The following is a 26258-nucleotide window of genomic DNA, read 5'->3' on the forward strand; positions in this document are numbered from 1 at the left end:
AAAATACAGATATGGAGGATATTTTAATTTTTGTGCCTAAAAAACAAGGATATATTAATGCTAAGTATACAAATGAAGAAGAAAAATATACTACAACATTATCAAATCAAATAAATGAAAATTTACGTGAAGATACTAGAAATAATTATGGAGGTGTTAAATACAAGACAAAAAGTTCAATAACAACAGAGAAAAAATGAAAAAATATTTATATTTTATGGTAGTGTTATTTTTTATTTATAGTTGTAAAAATACTTTAGAAATTTATACAATGAATAGCATTGATACAAATATTCTAATTGTTGAACATATTGATGTAATTGAAAATTCTATTATAAAAGAAATATAAATTAAACTCTAAAAAAATTATTGTTTTTTAGAGAAAGATCATGGAATTAGAGCGAATTATTATTGCGATGTTAAAATATCCAATGGGTTAAAAAAAGAATTATTATTAGTAAGGGATAGTATTAACTCTATAAAAATTGATACTGATAAGGATATTAGAATGGGAGTCTACAGTTATGTATTTGTTATAAAAAAAGATACATTCTATGTTGATGATGGATTAAATATTTGGAAATTAAAAAAATGTAGTATCCTTTATCAAAAATCTGAATTAAAAGGTGATTTAAAAAAAGTATTAGAAAATTTAAAACCTACTGATTCCTCGTGTGCTATAATTGAAACCAATTAGGTAAAAGGTATTAGGTTTTCCATAGTTGACCTATTATTTATTTTAATCTACTTTTGTGAGGAGAAAAAAACATTCAACCTATAGAACCACTTATAACGAGAGAAATAATGTTATAGGTGGTTTGGTTTTAAAGCTTTTTTTAATAAAAGGCTGTTGTGTTCTCATATTCTGTAATAATCCACGAAATGCGTATAAAATACATTGTTTATCATTTTCAAGTAGGTTGGCTATTTATTTGATTGAGTCTCTTCAGTATAGTAGGATCTTTAAATATGTTTATTTGTTCGGTTTTACCAAGAAGCTTCAGAAGATAATGAAGAAAATAATTATTATCCATTTGGGATGAAGCATAATGGATATAATAATACCATAATTGCACGTGATCATAAATATGCATATAATGTGAAGGAGGAACAAAATGAACTCAGACTGAGTTGGTATGATTATGGAGCAAAAAATTATGATGCATCTATAGGAAGATGGTTTAATTTGGATCCGTTGGCGGAGAAACTTTATGAGTGGTCCCCATATGTTTATGCATTAAATAATCCTATTTATTTTATTGATCCTGATGGGGTGATGTCTCAAGATCCTCCATATAAAATTAATAATGGTGTTTTGAAAGGAGATGCTGTTGTGTCAAGTATTTCGAAAATAACAGAACGACCTAAAATGAAATCAATAAGTGCTATAGTTTTACATAGAACTGTTAGTAGTACAGCAAGTAGTGCTGTTAATACAACAAAAAATAATAAAGGAATGACTGGTTTTCATATAATTATTGATAAAGATGGTACAGTGACTCAAGTTAATAATTTTGAAAATAGAGCTAATCATGTAGGAAAGAAATAAGAAAAGTGTTAATTAATAAAAATTTCAATTATGAATAGAATATTATTTGTTTTTATTTTATTACTGTCTTGGTTTTCATATAACAATATGAGGGGAGATATAATTAATATTAATCAGAAAGATATATATATAGGATATCAAGGTTTAAAGTTGTCAGGAGAATTAGAAAAAGGATATAATTACAATGTTGAAAAAAACAAGGTAATTAGATTGTGTGAATCGTGGACTTTTAATAAAAAATCTCTAAAAGAAATTTTAAGAAAAATGCGAAAAGTTGATGCATATGAATGGTACACATTATGTTATGATTATCCTTGTTGGTATTCAGGAATTGTATTGAATAGTCAAAATAAATATGAAATTAGTGTTTATGCAGGAGGTTATATTATTTTATCAAATAAGAATGAAACATTACATTTTATTTTAGAAAAAGAATCAGATTTATTTATTGAAGTTTGTGATTGTTGTGAGTAGTTAAATTAGATGTGAAATATCCACTAGCTCAACATTTCCTCTAGTTCACTTTTGCAAAGCGGGACTTATTATATAGAGTATTTGTAATGCGAATTGTAAAATTAAAAGTGATGGGAAGAGTAAAAAACATTCATCTTTTAAAACCACTTATAACGAGAGAAATAATGTTATAGGAGGTTTGGTTTTCTAGTTTTATTATTTAGCAAAAGCTTATTATCTCTAGTTCAATATAAACGTCTTAATAGAAAATTAAAGAGTTTTTTAAATAATTATTAGCAAGAGTTTGAGATATTTAAGTTTTAATTGTTTGTAAATTAGATGATTATATGTGATAATTAAAACCAAATTAATTATGAAAATTTCAATTCCAACAAAATTTGTCAATCCTATTGTTTTTATTGTTCCAGATAAAGATCCAATTTCAAAATATAAAACTGAAGTAGCAATTTATTATGTAGATGCTGATTTGGAAAATCCTGTTTCTATTGATGAAATTTCTTCAAAACTTATAAAAGTTGAGGGAGAAATGCATGTTAGAGGAGATGCAACTGCAAATATGCCGAAGAAGCAATTTGCTGTGAAATTAAAAAAAGATCCGAAAAAAGGAAACTTTTTAGGAATGAAAAATGGAGGAAAACATTGGGTTTTTAATGATTGTGGAGAAGTTGATTTTACGATGTTACGAACTATTTTTGCTTTTACACAACAAAAGAAAATGGGAGAATATGCTCCAGAATATAAATTTTTTGAATTATTTATTTTTCCACCAAATGCAGCAATTGAAGATAAAATTTCAACAGAATCTTTATCTGAAAATTACCATGGATTGTATTTAAATTTTGATAAAATTCGCTTTCAAAAATCAAGAATAAATTTACCATATTCTAGAGAAAAAATTACAAGTGAATATGCGATTATTCAATTAAATGAAAGTCATGAAAAATATTTACAATTAACACCAAATCCGCCATTAACAGCAAATGTTGAGGTTTATGAACCAAAATTTAAAGATATAAAACCAGAAGTTATTTCAGAATTTAAAAATTGGTTTTATACAAAAGATTTTGATGGTTGGGCTGGGAATTATACTGTGATTTATAATAATTTAGATAATTTCGGAGGAAAATTTATTCCTACTTCTATATTTGAAGATGTTAGAAAAACAACAGATTATCTTTCATTTGCAACTTATTTTATTCTAAACGAAATTTCCAAAGATCCAGATGGATATCATAAAAGTACTTTTATGGTAAAAAATAACGAAAAATGTTTTGCTGGACCTTTATGGGATAAAAATAAATCATACGGAAATACAACTTCTTGTGGAAATTATCCACAAGGTTATGTAAAACCAGAAGGTTGGTTGTATTCAATTAATGGGCAATCACCAGTTTGGTGGCATATTATTATAAAAGATTCCTTGTTTTGCGAATATGTTTGGAATTTATGGATAAAACATTGTATGTCTGATGCAAATGCACCACTTCCTGAATGGATTAATACTTTTATTGATGCGGAAGTTGCTTATTTATTCGATACAAAAATGTTTGATAGAAATAGTCAAAAATGGCCAAATGCTTTTAATCAAAATAAAGAAGATTATAAAAAGCAAGTGGATGAATTCAAAACTTATTTAGTGAATAGATTCCAGTGGATTTCTGAAAATCTCGCAAAAGAATTATATGAACAATCAAGTTTTATTGGACAATATTTAGATGTTAGTTCAGTGAAAGATAAATAATTGTATTTCAGTGAATTAATTGTTTCTAATTTGTATAATGATTATATTTAATAAACTGATTATCAGTTTATTGAATGTAGTTGTTGTAGAATTAAATAATCAATTGATCACATGGAACTATCTAAGAGAGAATGTTTAAAAGCTATTGGAGAATGGAGAGATTTAACTTTTATCTACGAAAGAATTCAAAAAGAATTTAATCCAAATGGAAATTTTATTTTAAATGAAGATGTTTGTAAATGGATTTCAAGAAATAATCATTTTCACCATTTTCATGTATATTTTGGTAAACATAATACTGATATTATATTGATTTTTGTACCATTAAATGAAAATGGAGAAGAAAGAAGAGAATTAGAAAAATATATGACTGTAAAATGGTCATTACTCAAAAAAGATTTTGTTTTGTTAGAAAAAGATGTAGTTACGAATTTGAAAAAAACTACTTTCTCCAAAGATTTAAATGTTTTAAAATATGAAGAAGAGACACAATTTTCTGTTTGTAGCAAACCAAATTTAGAAGAAAGAGCAACTTCAAAAGATATTGCAAATTGGAAAATAAGAAGTATGGATTGGTTTCATTATGAAATTGAAAAATACAGAGGAGAACGTATTTTTAGAAGTTTTATCGTGCCGTTTTCTGATTTGAAACTAAAAGAAAAAATTAATAAAGAAATAAGAGTTTTAATCGGTTTAAAATATTCTCTTTTATTTGGAATGCATTATCCTATTTTGATTTTTGTAAAATCTAATTTAAATAGTTCTATTGGAGAATTTTTTAGAAAAGATGAAGAAGTAGATTCTGAAACAAATTCGAATGATTTTTCCAGTCCTTGTCCGCCATTTTGTAAAGATAAAATAGATTTTAAGTTTTTTGAATAATTATTTTGGCAATTTTATTTTATGAAATAGTAAAAATAATTTCCCTTTCATTATTAGGAATTTCTCTAATAATCGGGATTTTTCGTTTCAAAAAATTAAGCTCTGAATTGAAGTGGTTTTTATATTATTTAGCTTTTTTTAGTTTGATAGAAATAGTTTCAAATGTTTTGATTGTAGTAAGAATTCAAAATATTTTACTTTATCCAATTTATATTTATGGCGAATTTCTCATTCTTTCTCTCTTAATTTTTAAAAAGATTTTTAGTAAAAAACAAACATATATTCTTATTTTCATTTTAACTACTTTCTTTTTGTTAGAGAATATGTATTTATTCTTTCAACATAAAAATCTAACAGATAGTGATAGTAAAATTCTTTTTCATTTAATAATTAGTTGTGCTGTCGCATATCTTTTAATAAAATCAATTTGGAATTTTGAAAAGATGAGTTTGATTTTGGTAAATTATTTTGCATTGTTTTTTTATTATTCAATTTCCTTGTTTTTGTTTGTTTTAATGAGTCAATTACAGGAAATAAGTTTAGAAAAAGCTTCTATTATTTGGGGAATGAACAACCTAATGTCATCATTGTTATACTGTAGTTTGATTTATACATTTTATAAATTTCCAAAATATGTTAGATCTTAAATTTCTTATTTTGACGATTGTAGTTTTTTCAATCATTATGATTTTTTCGTTTGTTTCTTATAGATCTTTCGTTTTAAAATTAATAAAAGAAAAGAAAATTCAATTCAAAAAAGAGATAGAATATCAAAAGGAAATTTCAAAAAAATATATTGAAGCACAAGAAAATGAAAGGAAAAGAATGGCAGAAATTCTTCATGATGATGTGGGGAATAAATTAAATATTCTCTCACTTTGGATTCAAAATGAAGAAACTTGGAAAAATGAAAAATCCAGAGAAGTAATTTCAGCTCAAATTCCAGATTTAATCAATGCTACAAGAAATATTTCACATACGATGTTTCCTGTGAATTTGGAAGAAATGGGTTTAATTTTTACAATTGAAAAAATGCTTTCAAATATAAACTCTTCTATTCAAATTCAATTGATTTTACAACATTCTTATCAGAAAAAAGAAATTACTTTTGAAGTGCAGATTTATAGAGTTATTCAAGAATTTTTAACTAATTCTATCAAACACGCCAATGCAAATCACTTAGAAATTATTCTTAGAGATAGTGAAAAGTTTTTTTCTTTTTTATTAAAAGATAATGGAAAAGGTTTTGATTTGAAAACGACAAAAAAAGGAATGGGTTTGAAAAATATCGAATCCAGATTGCTATCAATTGATTCGAAATTTAAATGGAAATCGACAAAGAATAAAGGTTGCAGATTAATTGTTTTAATAGTAAAAAAAGATGATTAAAATTTCAATTATAGATGATGAACAATTATTTCTGGAAGGGCTTTCTTTACTTTTTTTAGAAGAAGAGAAAGTGAAAATTGTTTTAAAATCGGATGATGGAGAAGTATTTTTAAAAAAAATAGAGGCTTTAGAAAATGAAAACTTTCCTGATATTGCTTTGATTGATATTCAGATGAAACCGATGAATGGATTTAAATTGGTAGAAATTTTAAAAGAAAAATATCCAGAAATAAAATTGATAATTCTTTCTTCTTACTATCAAAAAAATGTGCTTGGACATATGATTAAGCTTGGAGTTTCTGCTTTTATTCCAAAAAATGCAAACAAAGAATTGTTATTAAAAGCAATTAAATCTGTAGATGAATTTGATGTTTATTTTACGAAAACAGATAAAAAAATGCTGGAAGATTATTCTTTGGAAAAAAAGAAAAAATCATCTTTCATTACAAAAGAAGATTTATCGAAAAGAGAAATAGAAGTTTTGAAATTGATTTGTAAAGAACAAACAAATCATGAAATTGCTGAAAAATTATTCATAAGTAAAAGAACAGTTGAAAATCATCGACAAAGAATTTTGGAAAAAGTGGGAGCAAAAAACACTGTTGGTTTAGTTGTTTTTGCAATTGCTAATGATATTTATTCTCTGCCATTTACTTTGAAATAATGTTTTCTTTGATAAAAATTATTCAAATTTTATAGATTTTTGATTTAAAAAATACAAGTCTTGATTTTTTTGCTTTGTTTTTTATCAAGAAAAAAATGAATAAAATAAAATATTGAAATTCAATACGATATTTTTAAACATCTTCAATTATAATTTATTGTAGTTTTCTAAAAAATAAATTTCGAATTAATGTAGAAAAGAATTGGCTTTGTAACAAATTATCTCGTAATTCGTCCTATTCTTGTAATTAATAAAAATTGAAATTTGGAAACAATATTGAAAATAGAAAATCTTACGAAAGATTTCGGAAGAATAAGAGCATTAAATAATGTTTCTTTTACCATAGAAAAAGGAAATGTCTACGGAATATTAGGTCCTAATGGAAGTGGAAAATCTACAACTTTAGGAATTATTCTAAATGTTGTAAATAAAACTTCAGGAAATTTTACTTGGTTTGACGGAAAAACTTCTACACATGATGCACTGAAAAAAGTTGGAGCAATCATCGAAAGACCAAATTTTTATCCGTACATGACTGCACAGCAAAATTTAGAATTAGTTTGTAAAATCAAAGGAATTTCTAAAAATATAATTGATGAAAAATTAGAAGCTGTTAATTTATTAGAATGGAAAAATTATAAGTTTTCTTCCTATTCTTTAGGAATGAAACAAAGATTAGCAATTGCTTCTGCATTGTTAAATGATCCAGAAATTCTAATTCTAGATGAACCAACAAATGGTTTAGATCCACAAGGAATTCATGAAATTAGAAGTATTATTAAGAAAATTGCAAAAACAGGAACTACAATTTTATTAGCCTCTCATTTATTAGATGAAGTAGAAAAAGTTTGTTCGCATGCTGTAATTATTAGAAAAGGAGTGATGTTATATGCTGGACCTGTAGATGAAATGTCTGCAACAAATGGAATTATCGAAGCAAAAACAGAAGAAATTTCTCTAGAAGAATTGGCTGTTGCTTTAGAAAAATCTCCACAAATTTCTTCAGCGAATGTTGATTTTGATAAAGTTGTTGCAAAATTAAACACAGAAGTTAGCGCAACAGAAATCAATAAATTTTTAATTTCTCAAGGTATTGTTGTTTCTTATTTCGAAAAGAGATTACCAAGCTTAGAACAGCAATTTTTAGAATTAACTAACAACAAATAAACTTCTTCATCATGTTACGATTATTACAAATTGAATTAATAAAACTTAAATATAATAAAGCCGCAAAAATACTTTCGATTATTTATTTTGCGCTTTTAACTTCGATCGCTTTAATTGCTTCTATCAAATTTAACTTTGGTGGAATTAAATTTAATGTTGCAGATACTGGAATTTTTAATTTTCCATATATTTGGCACTTCAATACTTATGTAGCTTCTTATTTGAAATTTTTTCTATTATTAGTAATAGTTTCTATGGTTTCAAATGAGTATTCAAACAAAACTTTAAAACAAAACCTGATAGATGGATTGAGTAAAAAAGAATTTATCCTTTCAAAATTCTATACGGTTTTACTTTTCTCGATAATTTCTTCTATTTTCGTGTTTATTGTAACGATGGTTTTAGGATTAATTTATTCATCTTACACAGAACTTTCCATTATCTTTACAGATATTTATTTCATTTTTGCTTATTTCTTAGCTTTAGTTGTTTTCTTTTCAATGGGATTATTCTTCGGAATATTAATCAAAAGATCTGCTTTTGCAATTGGAGCAATCATTTTATTATCGATTGTAGAAGGATTATTAATTCCTGTAATCCGATTTGGGTTAGGAATCAAAGATTATGAAGCAATTACGCAATTTTTTCCTTTAACTTCAATGTATAATTTGATTAAAGAACCAGCGACAAGACTTTCTGGAGTAAAACAATTAGCAAGTTCAGTTGGAGAAAATTTCGATTTAAATTTTGCAACACAATGGTATGAATATTTAATTGTACTATTCTGGATTTTTATCTTTATTTTCTTCTCTTATAAACTTTTATTGAGGAGAGATTTATAATAAATATATGTTTTAAGTAGTTAAAAATCAGTTAATTACGTTTTATTTTATTCTTTGGATTCGTAACTTTAAGTTATAAAACCCCAAAGAATATTATGAAGAAATATTACATATTCGTCGTATTTATATTTCTGTGTACTCATGTTTTCGCACATAAATATAACCCCATTGATAAACGAAAAAATTATAATAATTCTGATGCTTATAAAGCAAAATTACCTATTCATAAAAGGTTTTATTTTGAACAAAAAAACTTTATAAGCTCAGATTTTACTATAGAAGAAAAACCTGTAAGTTTAGGAACTTTTCCTATTAAAACTCCAGATGACTTATATCTTTGTGATGATGGAGACGGTTTAGTAAAATTCTTTTTAGATACACAAAAAGATTCTGAAATTTTAGACGGATTAAGTCCGCTAGATTATAAAGTTTCTTACCACAATACACAAGCAGATGCCGATGCTGGAATTTCTGCTCTCGCCATTCCTTATGAAAACGCAAGTGCTTATACGACAGAAACAATTTATGTTCGTGTAGAAGAAGATGCAGATCCTACAAATTATGAAACAACTTCTTTCTCGATTGGAATCGTTGAAATGACAATCAATAGTGGAGGAGTTCCATCGATGAATTTATGTGATAATGAATCTTCAGGAACTATTGATGATGATTTTGTTGTTTTCGATTTAACAGAAAATGAAACATATATTTTAAATGGATTAACAGCGAGTAATTATACTTTTGAATATTATAAAGACAACGGTTATACAGAACAAATTGCTTCTCCAAATGCATATGTAAACATTACAACTTCAGAACCAATTTTTGTAAAAGTAATTAGTAATTTAAATAATTCTTGTGAAGGTTCAAGTACTTTTAATATCAATGTAGTTTCTACACAAAAAGTTCCAATTGAGCTGAGTTCTTGTGATTCAAATGGTGATGGAAATGAAATGTTTAATTTATCAGATGCAGTTAGTTTATTTGTTCCAGATCCGAATACAGTTACAGTTCGTTACTATGAATCGATGAGTAATTTGAAAGATGGAATTAATAATATAAATCCAGCAAATTATAATGCTTCAGATGGAACAGAAATATTTATTTTGGCAAGTGGAAATAATTGTCATGCAATTGGGGAATTAACTTTAAATGTTTCTGCGGTTCCAACAGTTCAAGATGTAAATGATATAGAATATTGTGATGATGATGGAACACCAAGTGATGGTGTTTTAAGTTCCATTGATTTCAGTAGTCAAGAAACAGAAGTTTTAGGTTCTTTAAATGCAAGTGAATATAATGTGACATTTCACGGAACAGCCGTAGATGCTCAAAATGATACTGGAGCTTTGGGTAATCCTTATACAAATACCTCAGCTTCAGAAACTATTTATATTAGAGTAGAAAATATTGCTTCAGGTTGTGCTGATACTAGTAAAAGTTTCAATTTACAAGTTCATGCAAACACAAATTCTTTCAATTTTGCAGATTATGAACTTTGTGATGATGATGCTAATAAAAATAATGGACAAACAGATTTTGATTTAGTAAATACGCATGCAAATGTTATTACAAATGGTGATTTTTTAAGTTTTAATATAAGCTTTTATAAATCACAATCTGACGCAGAAAATGAAACCAATGAAATTACAGATAGTGTTTATGAAAATGAGACACTAAATCAAGAAACAATTTTTGTTAGAATAGAAGATAAAACTACTGGATGTTTGCTTGAAATTGGTTCTTTTGATTTAATTGTAAATCCTGTTCCAGATATCAATTCAGGAGTTCCAAGTAGTTTAACACTTTGTGATGATGATAATGATGGGTTTATGGATTTCGATATTCATTCCTTAAGTACAGATGTTTTGTCTGGTTTAGATACAAATATTTATAGTGTATCTTATCATACAAACATTGTGATGGCAGAAAGTAATTTAAATCCTATTCCAGATGCACCTTATACGAACACATCTCCAAATGTTGACTCGGTTGTTATTCGATTAGAAAATACAGATACAGGTTGTGTGGATTATGATTTTGTAATTTTAAGAGTAAATCCTAAACCCGTTTTTACTTTAGATACAGAAGCTTTTCTTTGTCCAGATGGTTCTCTGTTAGTTGAGCCAGATGTACAAAGTGCAAATGTAACATATCGTTGGTTAAAAGATTCTAATTTAATTAGCGTTTCAAAAGATTTAATTGTAACAGAAATTGGAATTTATGAATTAGAGGTAAAAACAAATTCAAATTGTATTGAAACAAAATCAATAGAAATTAAAAGTCATCCAGCTATTGAAATTACTACAATTCCAGCTATTGAAGTTTGTGATGATGATAATGATGGATTGGCAATTTTCGATTTAACTTCACATTTAGCAGCTATTGAAGGAAATTATGCTCCAGGTTTATATACAATTAAAGCTTATAAAGATGCATCTCATGCTTTAAATGATGTTTCTGAAATTACAGATTCGAATTATCAAAATGCAACTGTCAATTCCATGACAGTTTACACGAAGATTATAAACAATACAACAGGCTGTGAAAATCATGATGTGACTTTTGATTTAATTGTAAATCCATATCCAATTATTCCTGCTGTTACAGATTTAGCTTTATGTGATGACGATACAGATGGTTTAGTTTCTGGATTTAATTTACAAGAACATGATGCAACAATTTTGAATGGATTAACAAATCATAATGTAACATATCACACAACACAAAGTGATGCAGATAATGATACAAGCCCAATTGCAAGTCCAGCAAACTTTACAAATACATCCAATCCACAAACAATTTATATTCGATTAGAAAATAATCCAACAGAATGTTATAATACAAGTACTTTTGAGCTTTCTGTTAATGCGTTACCAACTTTTACAATTGATTCACCTCAAAATATGTGTTCGGGAGAAGATATTACACTTTCTCCAACTAATGTTTCGGATGCAGGAGCTACGTTTGAATGGTTTGATTCTGGTTTGAATTCTTTAGGAACAACGCAAGATTTAACTGTTTCCACAATTGGAGATTATACAATCACAGTTACAGATACAAATGGATGTTCTACTTCAGAAACTGTAACTGTTAATTTGCATCCAGCAATTTCGGTGAATTCAATTCCAGATATGGAAGTTTGTGATGATGATAATGATGGTTTTTGGATTTTTGATTTAACTGCTCATTTAAATGGATTCGGAGGTTCTGATTATACTATTAAAGCTTATGAAAGTTTAAATGATGCGCAAAATGATACGAATGAAATAACAAGTGATTCTTATCAAAATACAGTTTCTGATACACAAACAATTTATACAAATATTACTCATAATACCACAGGGTGTTCAAGAACAGATTTAACTTTTGATTTGATTATAAAAGAATCGCCTGAAGTATTTGATTTGCCAACACTTCAACTTTGTGATGATGATACTGACGGAATTGTTTCTGGGTTTAATATTGGAAGTCAAACACCTTTAGTAATTCATGGAGGATATGTTGTAACTTATCATTATTCAGAAAATGGTGCTTTAAATAATACAGATCCAATTTTTGGTTCTTTATCTAATTTTACGAATACAATTCCGAATCAACAAACACTTTACATTCGAGTTGTAAATACAATTGTTGGTTGTACTTCTGTGTATGAATTTGATGTTATTGTACACCCTTTACCAACATTTGATTTAGATTCTTCTCAAAATATTTGTCCAAATGGAAGTTTAACACTTTCTCCTGATAATCTTTCAGATCCAAGTGCAACTTTTGAATGGACAGATTCAAATTCCAATTCTTTAGGAACGAATCAAAATTTAACTGTAAATACAGTAGGAGATTATACGTTTACAATGACAGATTCAAATGGGTGTGTAAGTTCAGAAACTGTAACTGTGACAGAATTTCCACCAATTGCAATTACAACAATTCCAAATATAGAAGTTTGTGATGATGATACAGATGGTTTTGCTGTTTTTGATATTGAAGCTCATTTAGATGCAATTGAAGGAAATTATGCTCTAGGAGAATATTCAATTAAAGCATATCCAACACAGGTAGATTTACAAAATGACACGAATGAAATAACAAATAATAATGCTTATACAAATGCAACTATAAATTCACAAACGATTTATACAAATATTACAAACAATACAACTGGATGTATCGAAGAAGATGTGACTTTTGATATTATTGTAAATCCACTTCCTGTGATTGCTGCAATTCCAGATTTAGAACTTTGTGATGATGATTATGATGGATTTGTTTCTGGGTTTAATTTACAAAATCAAGATGCTTTAATTCTTAATGGATTAACAGATCATGATGTAACTTATCATGAAACCCAAGCTGATGCAGAAAATGACACAAATCCAATTGTTGATGTAACGAATTTTACAAATACAGCGAATCCACAAACTATTTTTATTCGATTAGAAAATGATCCAACAGGATGTTCAATTACTGGTTCGTTTGATTTAATAGTAAATCCTTTACCAAATTTTGATTTAGATACACCGCAAACTTTATGTTTCGGTGAAAGTATTGTTTTAGAGCCAACAAATATTGTAGGAACAAATTTATCTTATGAATGGTTTGATTCGAATTCTAATTCTTTAGGAACAAATCAGAATTTAACAGTAAATACAGCAGGAGATTATACTTTGACAGTTTCCAATCTAAATTGTTCTGTTTCGCAAACAGTTACAGTTTTAGAAACAATGCCAATAACAATTACGATTCCAGATTTAGAAATTTGTGATGATGATACAGATGGCTTTGCAAGTTTTGATTTGACAAATCATATTGATAATGTATTGGGGAATTTTAATCCAAATGAATATACTATCAAATTATATACTAACCTAAATGATGCGCAAAATGAAACGAACGAAATTATTAGCAATCCGTTTACGAACCAAACAGCAAATTCGCAAACGATTTATACTAGCATTACTAATAACGATACCAATTGTACTATTAGTTCTGTTACTTTTGATCTTATAGTAAATCCACTCCCGATAATTGTTTCTGTTCCTGATTTAGAATTGTGTGATGATGATGACGATGGAATTGTTTCGACATTTGATATTCATTCTTTATCAGGTTTCATTTTAAATGGATTAACAGATCATAATGTAACTTTTCATTTAACCCAAGCTGATGCGCAAAATGATGTAAATCCTATTCCAGTTGGAAACTTTACAAATACAACCAATCCACAAACAATTTATATTCGTTTAGAAAATAATCCGACAAATTGTACAAGTATTGGAAATTTTGATTTGATTGTAAATCCACTTCCAGAATTTGATGTGATTACACCTCAACAAATTTGTCCGAATGCAACTGTGACACTTTCGGCTGATAATGTTTCTTCACCAAATCCAATTTATGAATGGTTTGATGAAAATAATAATTCAATAGGAAATTCTGCAACAGTAACAGTAAGTCAAGAAGGAGATTATACTGTAACTGTAAGAAATGCATTTGATTGTCAAACTTCACAAACGATAACTGTGATTGAGTCAAATGATATTGCTCTACAAGTAATTCCAGATATGAATGCTTGTTATGATAATAGTGATGATGCGACAGATTTTGATTTAAAATCACATATTGATGATGTGTTATTAGGATTTGCTGTGAATGAATTTACAGTGAAAGTTTATGAAACACAAACAGATGCAATTAACGATACGAATGAAATTGATACAAATAATCTTTATACAGTAAATGGACAAAATTCTGTAACAATTTATACTAATATTACAAACAATAATACAGGTTGTATTGTAACAGATATTACTTTTGATTTAATTATTGATCCTTTACCAGACATTCCAAATTTAGATCCAATTACACTTTGTGATGATGATAATGATGGATTTATGGATTTTGATATTCATTCACAAACTGCGATAATTTTCCAAACTTTAGATAGTAATTTACATACAATAACTTATCATGAAACTTTAGCAGATGCACAAAATAATGTAAATGCTCTTCCGAATGGAAACTATACAAATACATCAAATCCGCAGACAATTTATATTCGTGTAGAAAATACAAATACAAATTGTTTTGATACAGTAACATTCGATTTAAATGTGAATGATAGTCCATTATTTACAATTCCAAGTCCACAAAATATTTGTCCAGGAGAAACTTTACTTTTAGGACCGAATACTGTTTTTGGTGGCGGAACAACTTTCGAATGGACAGATGGAAATAGTAATGTTTTAGGAAATTCTCAAATGCTGAATGTGACTGATGCTGGAGATTATACATTAACAGTTACAAATAATGATGGATGTATTTATACACAAACAATTACAATAATTATGTTAGATGAGGTTGCGATTTCCACGCTTCCAAATATAGAAGTTTGTGATGATGATTCAGATGGATTTGTGAATTTTGATTTAACAAATCATGTGAATTCAGTTTTAGCAAATTATAATAATGGAGAATATACAATTACGCTTTTTGAATCGCAAATTGATGCGCAAAATAATACAAATCCAATTACAACAAATCCATATATAAATACAGTTATAAATCAACAAACGATTTATACAAATATTACAAACAATAATACAAATTGCTATGTGACAGATGTAACATTTGATTTAATTGTAAATCCGTTACCTGTAATTCCAAATTTAGATCCAATTTCACTTTGTGATGATGATAATGATGGATTTATGGATTTTGATATTCATGCACAAACAGCTATTATTTTTCAAACTTTAGATAGTAATTTACATACAATTACTTATCATGAAACATTAACAGATGCGGAAAATAACACAAATGCAATTCTAAATGGAAATTATACAAATACATCAAATCCGCAGACAATTTATATTCGTGTAGAAAATACGGATACAAATTGTTTTGACACTACAACTTTTGATATAAATGTGAATGATAGTCCATTGTTTACATTATTTAGTCCACAAGAATTATGTCCTGGAACAATTTTAACTTTAAATCCAGATGGAATTTTTACTGGAAATACAACATTTGAATGGTCAGATATTAATGGAAATATTTTAGCAACAACGCAAACATTGGATGTGACAGATGCAGGAAATTATACATTGACAGTTACAAATGAAGATGGATGTATTTATGCACAATCGACAACTGTAAATATGTTAGATGAAGTTGCAATTACAACAATTCCGAATTTAGAAGTTTGTGATGATGATACAGATGGATTTGCAAATTTTGATTTAACGAATCATGTGAATTCGATTTTAACAAATTATAATAATGGAGAATATACGATTACATTACATGAAACGATAGCAGATGCTGAAAATAATGTAAATGCTATAACAGGGAATCCGTATATAAATACAACAATAAATCAACAAACAATTTTTACAAATATTACCAATAATCTTACAGGATGTTTTGTAACGAATGTGAGTTTTGAAATTATTGTAAATCCTTTGCCTGTTCCAATTTCATTGCCAAATATGACAACTTGTGATAATGATTTAGATGGAGATAATGCAAATGGAATTGTTCAAGATTTTAATGTACATCAAAATTCTTCATTTATTTATGCGAATTTAGATCCAAATGATTATGAAGTTTCTTATCATGAAACTTTAGCGGATGCCGAAGGAGATTTTAATCCAATTCCAACTGGAAATTATACAAATACATCAAATCCGCAAACTATTTTTATTCGTATAGAGAATTTAAATTCTGGATGTTATGATGTTTCTGAAACGTTTGAATTATTTGTAGAATCTGCTTTAACTTATGACGTAGATACGCCACAGCAATTCTGTTCGAATGAAACAATTACACTTTCTCCATATAATTTAAGTGATAATAACGTAGCTTTTGAATGGTTTGATGAATCAGGAAATTCTTTAGCAACAACTCAAGATTATACAACTTCAACACCAGGGAATTATACAATTACGATTTCAAGACCGAACTGTGAAGTTTCAAAAATTATTACTGTCGAACATCATCCAGAAATTCAAATTACAGCACTTCCAGATTTGTTAGAATGTGATGATGATTATGATGGAATAGGAAGTTTTGATTTAAAAACACATATTGATTCTTATTTAAATGCAAATTATCCAAACGGAGAATATACAATGGATTTATTTACAAATCAAAATGATGCAGATTCAAATACGAATCCGATTGATTTAAATAATCCTTTTATAAATACAACTTTAACCAACCAAATAATCTATACCAACATCTTGGATACTAACACTGGATGTTCTTCAACAGATGTTACATTTAGTGTTATTGTTCAAGAAATTACTACAATTCCAGCGATTTCTAATTTAGAATTGTGTGATGATGATAATGATGGATTTATGAACTTATTCGATATTCATTCTGTAACGACAACAGATTTAGTAAGTTTGACAAATCATTCGATTTCTTATCATGAATCAGAAAATGATGCACAAAATAATTCGAATCCGATTGCTGCTGGAAATTATACAAATATTGTATCGGAAAATCAAACAATTTGGGTTAGAGTTGAAGATAACACAAATAATTGTCCAGCTTATAGTTCGTTTGAATTATTCGTTCATAAGTTTGTCGAATTTGATTTAGTGGATGAAGAAACACTTTGTCCATTTTCATTTACGACTTTAAAAGTTGAAAATGTTAGTGAATCTGGAGTAACTTATGAATGGTTGGATGAAAATAACACGGTAATTGGAAATACAGATACAGTTACTGTAAGTGATGAAGGAACTTTTTCTGTAACAGTTTCAAATGGAAATTGTTCAAACACAAAAGAAATTTTAGTTAGAAGATTAGCAGATTTAGAAATAACTTCTATTCCTGATTTGTTAGAATGTGATGATGATTATGATGGAATTGCGAATTTTGATTTAAATACACATATTCAAAATGTAGTCTCAAATTATGCGGCAAATCAGTATTCAATCACATTATTTACAAGTCAAAACGATGCAATTAATGAAGTAAACCCGATTGATATAAATAATCCATTTACAAATACAACTGCAACCAATCAAATTATTTTCACTAAAATCTTGGATAACACCACTGGATGTTATAATACAGATGTATCATTCAGTGTTGTTGTTCAAGAAATTCCAACAATTCCAACAATTTCTAATTTAGAATTATGTGATGATGATAATGACGGATTTATGAATTCGTTTGATGTTCATTCTGTAACGACAACAGATTTAGCGAGTTTAACAAATCATTCAATTTCGTATCATGAATCAGAAAATGATGCACAAAATAATTCGAATCCAATTGCTGTTGGAAACTATACAAATACTGTAGCGCAAAATCAAACAATTTGGGTTAGAGTAGAAGATAACACAAATAATTGTTCAGCTTATTCTTCTTTTGAATTAATTGTAAATGAAATTGTAGAATTTGATATTGTTGGTGATGATAAATTGTGTCAAGATTCTTTTGTAACGCTTCAAGCTGCAAATGTAAGTGAAACAGGAGTAACATATGAATGGTTTGATGTAACAGGAAATTCGATTGGAAACTCTGAAACTATTGATGTTACACAGATTGGAATTTATACTTTAACAGTTACAAATCAGAATTGTTCTAATTCTAAAACTTTTGAAATAACTGCACATCCATTAGTTCAAATTACATCGCTTCCAGATATGTTTGAATGTGATGATGATTATGATGGAATTTCAAATTTTGACTTAAAATCTCATATTGATACATATTTAAATATAAATTATCCAAATGGAGAATATACAATAGATCTTTATACATCACAAAATGATGCTGAAAATACAACGAATCCGATTGACCTAAATAACTTATTTACAAATAGTACGACAACTAACCAAACTATCTTTACAAACATCTTGGATACTAACACTGGATGTTCTTCAACAGATGTTACATTTAGTGTTATTGTTCAAGAAATTCCAACAATTCCAACAATTTCTAATTTAGAATTGTGCGATGACGATAATGATGGATTTATGAACTTATTTGATGTTCATTCTGTAACGACAACAGATTTAGCGAGTTTAACAAATCATTCAATTTCGTATCATGAATCAGAAAATGATGCACAAAATAATTCGAATCCGATTGCTGTTGGAAATTATACAAATATTGTAGCGCAAAATCAGACAATTTGGGTTAGAGTAGAAGATAACACAAATAATTGTCCGGCTTATTCTTCTTTTGAATTAATTGTAAATGAAATTGTGGAATTTGATATTGTTGGGGATGACAAATTATGTCAAGATTCATTTGTAACGCTACAAGCTGCAAATGTAAGTGAAACAGGAGTAATGTATGAATGGTTTGATGTTACAGGGAATTCGATTGGAAACTCTGAAACTATTGATGTTACGCAGATTGGAATTTATACTTTAACAGTTACAAATCAGAATTGTTCAAATTCTAAAACTTTTGAAATAACAGCGCATCCAGAAATTGCAATGACTGCTATTCCAGACATGTTTGTGTGTGATGATGATTATGATGGAATGATGAGTTTCGATTTACAAAATCATATGCAAACAGTTTTGGCAAATTATCCTGTGAATCAATATTCTGTATTTATGTATACAAGTCAGAATAATGCAGATAATAATATTGTTCCAATGGATTTAAATACATTATACACAAATATAATTCCTAATAGTCAAACGATTTACACAAGAATTATAGACAATCAAACTGGATGTTTTAATACAGATGTTACATTTAATTTAAATGTTAGAGAAATTCCTGTAATGCCTATAATGACAAATATGGAAATGTGTGATGATGATAATGATGGTTTTATGAGTCTATTTGATATTCATTCTAAAACAAATACTGATTTAACAAGTATGTCAAATCATACGATTTCATATCATGAATCTGAGTCAGATGCAAGAAATAATACAAGTGCAATTCCAATAGGAAATTATACGAATATAATTCCTCAAAATCAAACAATTTGGGTAAGAGCAGTTGACAATTCAAATGGTTGTCCAGCTTATACGACTTTTGATTTGGTTGTAAGAGAATATGTAGATTTTGAAATGGAAGAAAATCAATTATTGTGTCCAAATTCCACATTGATTTTAGAGCCTTTAAATGTTTCAGATACAAATGCGACATATATTTGGTATGACCAAGTGAATACTATAGTTGGAACAGATAGCACATTGGAAGTTTCACAAGCTGGAACTTATACTTTGGTTGTGAGAAATCAATTTTGTGAAAATAGAAAAGTAATTAGAGTAGAACTGGCAGATGAAATTCCTTTTACTGCAATTCCAGATATGGAAAATTGTGATGAAGATGGTGACGGATTTGCACAATTTTCAATTACAAATCATATAGGATTCTTATTACAAGAAAATGGAATTGAGAATCATTTTGCAAATATTTATCCAACACAAGTTGATGCAGAAAACAATACAAATCAGATTTTTGCTACACAATACACAAATGCAACACCAGATTTTGAAACTTTATTTGTTGTAGTTACAAATCCAGCAACAAATTGTTCAACACCAATCATTCCATTTAATTTACATGTTTATGATATGCCTAAAGTTCCGAATTTCCCTGATTTAGAAGCTTGTGATGATGATACGGATGGAATTCAAACGTTTGATTTACATGAACATGATGGAATTATTGCTGCTGGAATTAATTTGACAACACATAATATTACATATCATATTTCTTCAGAAGAAGCAGAAAATGGAAGTAATCCAATAGCAATTGGAAATTATACAAATACAATTCCACATGCTCAGGAATTATTTATCCGTGTAGAAAGCATTGAAAATGGTTGTGCGAATACAGAAAGATCATTTATGTTAATTGTAAATCCTTTACCTGATTTTGAATTAGATTCACCACAATATATTTGTGAAGGATTTGATCATGTTTTAAATGCTTCTATTGAAAATCCAGGAGGATATACATATCAATGGATGGATGAAAATGGTGCAAATATTGGAGATTCACAAGCAATTTATGTACAAAATGCAGGAATGTATGCTGTTACTGTCATAAGTGCATCAGGTTGTGAAAGTTCGAAAATTGTAGAGTTAATTCCAATTGTTGTTCCAGAAGTTACAAAAGCAGATTTAGAAATTAATGGAAATTCCGTTACTGTAAATGTGCAAAATGAATCTGATACTGGATTTGAATTTTCTTTAGATGAAGTAGATGGAAATTATCAAACAGAACCTTATTTTGAACATGTTACAGCAGGAGATCATGTGATTTATGTTAGAAATCAAGAAGGATGTTCGACGATTTCACTTCCATTCTCGATTATGGGATTCCCTCAATATTTTACACCAAATGATGATGGAATGCATGATTATTGGCAAGTAACAGGATTTGATACAGATCAGTTTAGTTCAAATAAAGTAATCATTTACGATCGATTTGGAAAAGTTATATCTCAATTTAATATTAAAAGTAAAGGTTGGGATGGAACGTATAATGGATTAGAATTACCTTCTTCGGATTATTGGTTTACGATTAATTTAGTAACTAGAGAAGGAGAGGAGATAAATTATAAAGGACACTTTAGTTTAATACGACGATAATTATTTCTGAAAATTAAAATAGGAATGGTTTTATCCATTCCTATTTTTTTATCATCAAAATTTTTGCCTTTAAATAAACTTGATGACTTTTACCCCTCAAATAATAACTTTACTGTTGTTAACTTTATTTTGCATTACAAGAATAAGGGAAATTTTCTTTATGAAAAAATTATGAAAGCAAAATACCCTTTTTCTGTTGCAATATACCATGTAGATGAATGTAGATTCTAACTGTTTTCGGTTATTGAGGGTAAAAAAAATAGGTAGAAAAGAAAAAAGAAGGAGTAAATCCTTCTTTCAAATATTTTTATAAATCGATATAAACTTCTAAGAGTTCTGATTCCATTTCGGAACTTATTTCAAATTTTTTGAGACAAGCTGGAATTAAACAAGTTTCTCCACATTTAATTTTTGTTGTTTTTCCAGAATAATGAAAAGTAGCTTCTCCTTGTACACACATATAAATTACAAATGAATTTTTCTCTTCATGATTTATTGTAACAGAACCATTTAAAGGTAAAATATTTGTGGTAAAATAAGGACAAGATATTACTTGTGTAGAATTATTTTCAACTTTTTGATAAGGAGTTTTATAACTGTCTTGTGATTTAAAATTAATAGCATCAATTGCTAAGTTTGTATGTAATTCTCGATAATTTCCAGAAGAATCTTTTCTATCCCAATCATACACACGATATGTTATATCACTTGTTTGTTGAATTTCTGCTAACATTACACCAGCACCAATCGCATGAATTCTTCCAGTAGGAATATAATAAATATCTCCATGAGAAACTTTATCTACATTTAAAATTTCAAGAAGATTTTTTTCTTCAAGATGTTTTAAATAACTTTCTTTTGTAACATTATCTTTAAAACCAACAATTAAATTAGCATCTTTATCCGCTTGCATAACATACCACATTTCTGTTTTTCCAAAAGAATTATGTCTTTCTCTTGCCAATTTATCATCAGGATGTAATTGTATACTTAAAGTAGTTTTTGCGTCAATAAATTTTATTAATAATGGGAATTTTTCACCGAAAATTTCAAATACTTTGTCTCCTACAAGTGTATCTTTATATAATGAGATTACTTCTCTTAATGTTTTACCTTTTAATTCACCATTTGAAATTATAGATATATCATTTTCAACATCTGAAATTTCCCAACTTTCACCAATATCTCTTCGATCTGAAGATTTTCCTAAAATATCTATTAATTTACTCCCTCCCCAAATTTTAGATTTCAAAATTGGAGTAAATTTTATCGGATACATTATATTCATTAATTCTCTTTCTTTAATATTTTTAGCGCCGTGTCAATATGTTTCTGAATTCCAAATTGACTATTAAAAATTTCTTCAACAATTCCATCAGAATTTACAACATAAGTTACCCTTCCAGGAATCAAACCTAACAACGTAGTCGGAACTTTGAATAGATTCCTTACTTTATTTTTTGTGTCTGCTAATAAAGTAAAAGGTAAATCATATTTTTCTGCAAATTTTTGATGTGAAGAAACACTGTCAGCGCTAATTCCTATTACCTTAACTCCAGCATCCGAAAAAGAAGTGTAAGCATCACGAAATGAGCAAGCTTCTTTTGTACAACCTGGAGTATCATCTTTTGGATAAAAATAAATAATAGCAGATTTTCCTTGTATAAATTCTGGAATAGAAATAGATTCACCGTGTTGATTTTCTAAACTAAAATTTGGGATTTTACTGCCTTTTATTATTTTATTTTCCAAAATACGAATCGTTTAATTTTTGCAAATAGACTGAATTGGCAAATATCGTGTTTTCTTTAGTTAATACAAAGAAATACTACGCTTTTATATGCATTCATAGCATCTAAGTTACAAAGAAATTCCAAATACTTTAATAAATATTCTAATGAGATAATGAAAATTTAATCTTGTAAATTGTTATAAATCAACTCCAAGATTAATCGAAGGATTTGCGAAATAATTAAAAACAACTAAAAATAAGATTGGAAAAATTATATAAGGTTCATTCACATTAAATATAAAACTGTATAAAATACTTCCAAGAGCTGTTATTAAAACAATAATATTGAAAATTTTGAATTCTTTAAAATTATAGAAAAATTCTTTTTGTTCCACATTTTTATCCAAACAATGCTTTTCGATTTTTTTGAATAATTCTGTAGAAGCTTTTAAATCTTCACATTTTTTAGAAATTAGTAGGTTTAGTTTTTCTTCTTTTGATTTTAAAATTAAATGATTTTTATTGCTAAAATTAATTTTAAAATATTCTAAATCTTTGAAATAATACTTTTTAGTATGCAAACTAAAATAATCATCATTTATCTCAAAAGAATTTTCTTTATAACCTAAATTATCTTCAAAATAAAGAATTCCATAAATAGAAGCAACTACTAAAACAAATCCTAAGAAGAGGTTTATTAAAATAGAAATTGTGGAAATAATAATTATTGAAATAAGAATGGCGGCTTTAAATTCGTAAAGGTATTTTGTGTGCGTAAGCGTATTTTTCAATGCAATAAATTTTTAAAAAGATGAAACCACAAATGTAGTTTCATCTATGTTATTATAAAATTTGAGCTGTATGCTCTTTCGTTTTTACTTTTGTAATAATATCTTCAATGATTCCATTTTCATCAATGATAAAAGTGGTTCTATGAATTCCCTCATATTCTTTTCCCATGAATTTTTTCGGTCCCCAAACTCCATAAGCGTTGATAACTTTTTTGTCTTCATCGGCTAACAATTGATAAGGTAATTCATTTTTTGTTTTAAAATTAGTTTGTCTTTTTTCAGAATCAGCACTAACTCCTAAAACTTCATACCCTTTTTGTTTAAATTCTTCATAATTATCTCTCAAATTACAAGCTTCTGCTGTACATCCTGGTGTACTAGCTTTTGGATAAAAGAATAAAACTAATTTTTTTCCTCTAAAATCACTTAAAGAAACAAATTCTCCGTTTTCATTTTTCACCTTAAAATCAGGTGCTTTATCTCCTTTTTGTAATGTTATCATAATGTTTAAATTTACTTTCGTAAAAATACATAAAAATGAATAAAAAAGAACGAGTTCAATTCGTTATTGATACCTTAGAAAAATTATATCCAGAAACACCAATTCCTTTGGATCATAAAGATCCTTATACTCTGTTGATTGCGGTTTTAATGTCTGCACAAAGTAAAGATGAACGTGTAAATCAAATTACACCTTTATTGTTTGAAAAAGCAGATAATCCGTATGATATGGTAAAATTATCTGTGGATGAAATTCGAGAAATTATTAAACCTGTCGGACTTTCACCGATGAAATCAAAAGGAATTTATGGATTATCTAAGATTTTGATTGAAGAACATAATGGAGAAGTTCCAATGTCTTTTGAAGCTTTGGAAAAATTGCCAGCAGTAGGGCATAAGACGGCAAGTGTTGTGATGAGTCAAGGATTTGGAGTTGCAGCTTTTCCAGTAGATACACATATTCATAGATTAATGTATCGTTGGAATTTAACAACTGGAAAAAATGTTGAAACAACAGAAAAGGACGCAAAAAGACTTTTTCCAAAAGAACTTTGGAATAAACTGCATTTGCAAATCATTTTTTATGGAAGAGAATATTCGCCTGCGCGCGGTTGGGATATTGATAAAGATATCATTACAAAAACAATAGGTAGAAAATCAGTTTTAAAATAATTACAAAAAAAAGCTTATATCACAATGATATAAGCTTTTTATGTATAATTTAATTTAAATTCATCTCTATGCATCTGTTGTTCTTATCTTTAACAACTTTTAAAGATTTTGAGTAATTCAACAAGAATTGAATCGTCTCTTTCTTCGGTTCCTTCTCTCTGCCTTTTGAAGATTTTTTAACGTAAATATTCATTTCATATAGTTTAATTAAGCATTGAAAGCTTTTTTATACTCTAAAAACGAATATACGTATTTTTTATTGTTTGCTGTTAGTTAAAATTCCTGATTTTACTATTCTTTAATAGAAAATTGGAAGGCTTTAAGAGAAAATTATGAAAATACTTAAAAGTTTAGTTAATTAAAACGATTTCATGTTTGTCAATTAGCTTTCTCAAATTGATTAAAGCGTAACGCATTCTTCCTAAAGCAGTATTAATGCTAACTCCTGTTGATTCTGAGATTTCTTTGAAACTCATATCACGATACATACGCATTTTTAATACTTCTTTTTGATCTTCTGGAAGTTTATCAATTAAACTTCTAACATCTTCTTCAATTTGAGATTTGATCATTTTCTTTTCTACATTTAATACATCATCACTAATGATTGAAAAAATATCAAAATCATCTGTTTTATTATTAAACATTTGCATTCTGTTAGATTTTCTGAAATGATCAATTACTAAGTTGTGTGCAATTCGCATTACCCAAGGTAAGAATTTACCTTCTTCATTGTAAACTCCTCTCTTTAAAGTGTTTATAACTTTTATAAATGTGTCTTGGAAAATATCTTCTGCAATTTCTCTGTCTAAGACTTTAGACATGATGAAGCTATAAATTTTTTGCTTGTGACGATTGATAAGAATTTCTAAAGCTCTTTCGTCTCCTTTAATGTATCTACTAACTAATACGCTGTCTTGTAACTTTAATTTGTGCATACCAAATATTACTTTTAATTATACAAACAACATCTCTCCATTATTCGAGGAATGTTTTTTCAAAAATCAATATGTTATAAATAATCTAAAAAGTAATTTTTGGCTATAAGCAAGTTCGTTTGGTTAATATTTTTCAAATATGAATTAAATTTTTCTTAAAAACAAATTTTTATCGCAATTTTTATTAAAAAAAATTATTTAACTATGTTTTATTGAGAAAAAAATAATAAAAATTTAATTTTATTGCATATTATTTAGCCTTTTAGTAGTCTATTTTCAAATTCATATTAAAATTACGAATTTACTGTGATTAATTCATCGTT

The 26258-nt window shown here is 27.6% G+C and carries 17 protein-coding genes; 12 read left to right on the forward strand and 5 right to left on the reverse strand.

From position 1 onward, the window contains the following. The first annotated feature begins 11 nt into the window (after nucleotides 1-11). The 11 genes from I1A51_RS07005 to I1A51_RS07055 all read left to right on the forward strand — a co-directional run bounded on the left by I1A51_RS07005 (nucleotide 12) and on the right by I1A51_RS07055 (nucleotide 21301). Entirely contained in the window at nucleotides 12-200 is a 189-nt protein-coding gene (locus I1A51_RS07005; protein WP_196892450.1) for a hypothetical protein, read from the forward strand. After that, nucleotides 197-349, forward strand: coding sequence for a hypothetical protein (locus I1A51_RS07010; RefSeq protein ID WP_196892452.1), 153 nt, complete (start codon nucleotides 197-199; stop codon nucleotides 347-349). The genes I1A51_RS07005 and I1A51_RS07010 overlap by 4 nt, the downstream gene beginning before the upstream one ends. Before the next feature lie 618 nt (nucleotides 350-967). Beyond that, complete coding sequence (locus tag I1A51_RS17725; protein ID WP_317192841.1) at nucleotides 968-1549, forward strand: RHS repeat domain-containing protein; 582 nt, start codon at nucleotides 968-970, stop codon at nucleotides 1547-1549. 30 nt (nucleotides 1550-1579) lie between these two features. Continuing rightward, on the forward strand, nucleotides 1580-2023 hold the full coding sequence (locus tag I1A51_RS07020; RefSeq protein ID WP_196892455.1) for a hypothetical protein: 444 nt from the start codon (nucleotides 1580-1582) through the stop codon (nucleotides 2021-2023). Between the two features lie 352 nt (nucleotides 2024-2375). Further along, the gene (locus I1A51_RS07025) at nucleotides 2376-3764 is read left to right on the forward strand and encodes a CotH kinase family protein (protein ID WP_196892462.1); all 1389 of its coding nucleotides are present in this window, start codon (nucleotides 2376-2378) and stop codon (nucleotides 3762-3764) included. A 111-nt stretch (nucleotides 3765-3875) separates the two neighbouring features. After that, nucleotides 3876-4646 carry a hypothetical protein gene (locus I1A51_RS07030; protein ID WP_196892464.1) on the forward strand — a complete coding sequence of 257 codons (771 nt, stop codon included), beginning with the start codon at nucleotides 3876-3878 and terminating at the stop codon, nucleotides 4644-4646. Nucleotides 4647-5330: 684 nt separating this feature from the next. Then, entirely contained in the window at nucleotides 5331-6035 is a 705-nt protein-coding gene (locus I1A51_RS07035; protein WP_231373985.1) for a sensor histidine kinase, read from the forward strand. Then, on the forward strand, nucleotides 6028-6699 hold the full coding sequence (locus I1A51_RS07040) for a response regulator transcription factor (RefSeq protein ID WP_196892468.1): 672 nt from the start codon (nucleotides 6028-6030) through the stop codon (nucleotides 6697-6699). The genes I1A51_RS07035 and I1A51_RS07040 overlap by 8 nt, the downstream gene beginning before the upstream one ends. Before the next feature lie 264 nt (nucleotides 6700-6963). Continuing rightward, nucleotides 6964-7866: an ABC transporter ATP-binding protein gene (locus I1A51_RS07045; RefSeq protein WP_196892470.1), complete on the forward strand. Its 903-nt coding sequence runs from the start codon at nucleotides 6964-6966 to the stop codon at nucleotides 7864-7866. A gap of 11 nt (nucleotides 7867-7877) precedes the next feature. Next, nucleotides 7878-8708, forward strand: a complete 831-nt coding sequence (locus tag I1A51_RS07050) for an ABC transporter permease (RefSeq protein WP_196892472.1) — start codon at nucleotides 7878-7880, stop codon at nucleotides 8706-8708. 95 nt (nucleotides 8709-8803) lie between these two features. Then, on the forward strand, nucleotides 8804-21301 hold the full coding sequence (locus I1A51_RS07055) for a T9SS type B sorting domain-containing protein (protein WP_196892474.1): 12498 nt from the start codon (nucleotides 8804-8806) through the stop codon (nucleotides 21299-21301). A 307-nt stretch (nucleotides 21302-21608) separates the two neighbouring features. Here I1A51_RS07055 and I1A51_RS07060 read toward each other — a convergent pair whose 3' ends face one another. The 4 genes from I1A51_RS07060 to bcp form a co-directional block, all read right to left on the reverse strand. Continuing rightward, on the reverse strand, nucleotides 21609-22553 hold the full coding sequence (locus I1A51_RS07060; RefSeq protein ID WP_317192840.1) for a type I phosphomannose isomerase catalytic subunit: 945 nt from the start codon (nucleotides 22551-22553) through the stop codon (nucleotides 21609-21611). 35 nt (nucleotides 22554-22588) lie between these two features. Further along, nucleotides 22589-23053, reverse strand: coding sequence for a peroxiredoxin (locus tag I1A51_RS07065; protein WP_196892478.1), 465 nt, complete (start codon nucleotides 23051-23053; stop codon nucleotides 22589-22591). 177 nt (nucleotides 23054-23230) lie between these two features. Further along, nucleotides 23231-23824 carry a hypothetical protein gene (locus I1A51_RS07070; RefSeq protein WP_196892480.1) on the reverse strand — a complete coding sequence of 198 codons (594 nt, stop codon included), beginning with the start codon at nucleotides 23822-23824 and terminating at the stop codon, nucleotides 23231-23233. Nucleotides 23825-23876: 52 nt separating this feature from the next. After that, the gene (gene bcp / locus I1A51_RS07075) at nucleotides 23877-24326 is read right to left on the reverse strand and encodes a thioredoxin-dependent thiol peroxidase (RefSeq protein ID WP_196892482.1); all 450 of its coding nucleotides are present in this window, start codon (nucleotides 24324-24326) and stop codon (nucleotides 23877-23879) included. Between the two features lie 35 nt (nucleotides 24327-24361). Between bcp and I1A51_RS07080 the strand changes: the two genes are divergently transcribed. Next, nucleotides 24362-24997: an endonuclease III domain-containing protein gene (locus I1A51_RS07080; RefSeq protein WP_196892484.1), complete on the forward strand. Its 636-nt coding sequence runs from the start codon at nucleotides 24362-24364 to the stop codon at nucleotides 24995-24997. A 350-nt stretch (nucleotides 24998-25347) separates the two neighbouring features. On the opposite strand, the gene I1A51_RS07085 is transcribed toward I1A51_RS07080, so the two are convergent. Then, entirely contained in the window at nucleotides 25348-25935 is a 588-nt protein-coding gene (locus I1A51_RS07085) for a sigma-70 family RNA polymerase sigma factor (protein WP_196892485.1), read from the reverse strand. Between the last annotated feature and the right edge of the window lie 323 nt (nucleotides 25936-26258).

It is taken from the genome of Aureivirga marina (assembly GCF_015767265.1).
In the GTDB taxonomy this organism is placed as follows: Bacteria; Bacteroidota; Bacteroidia; order Flavobacteriales; family Flavobacteriaceae; genus Aureivirga; species Aureivirga marina.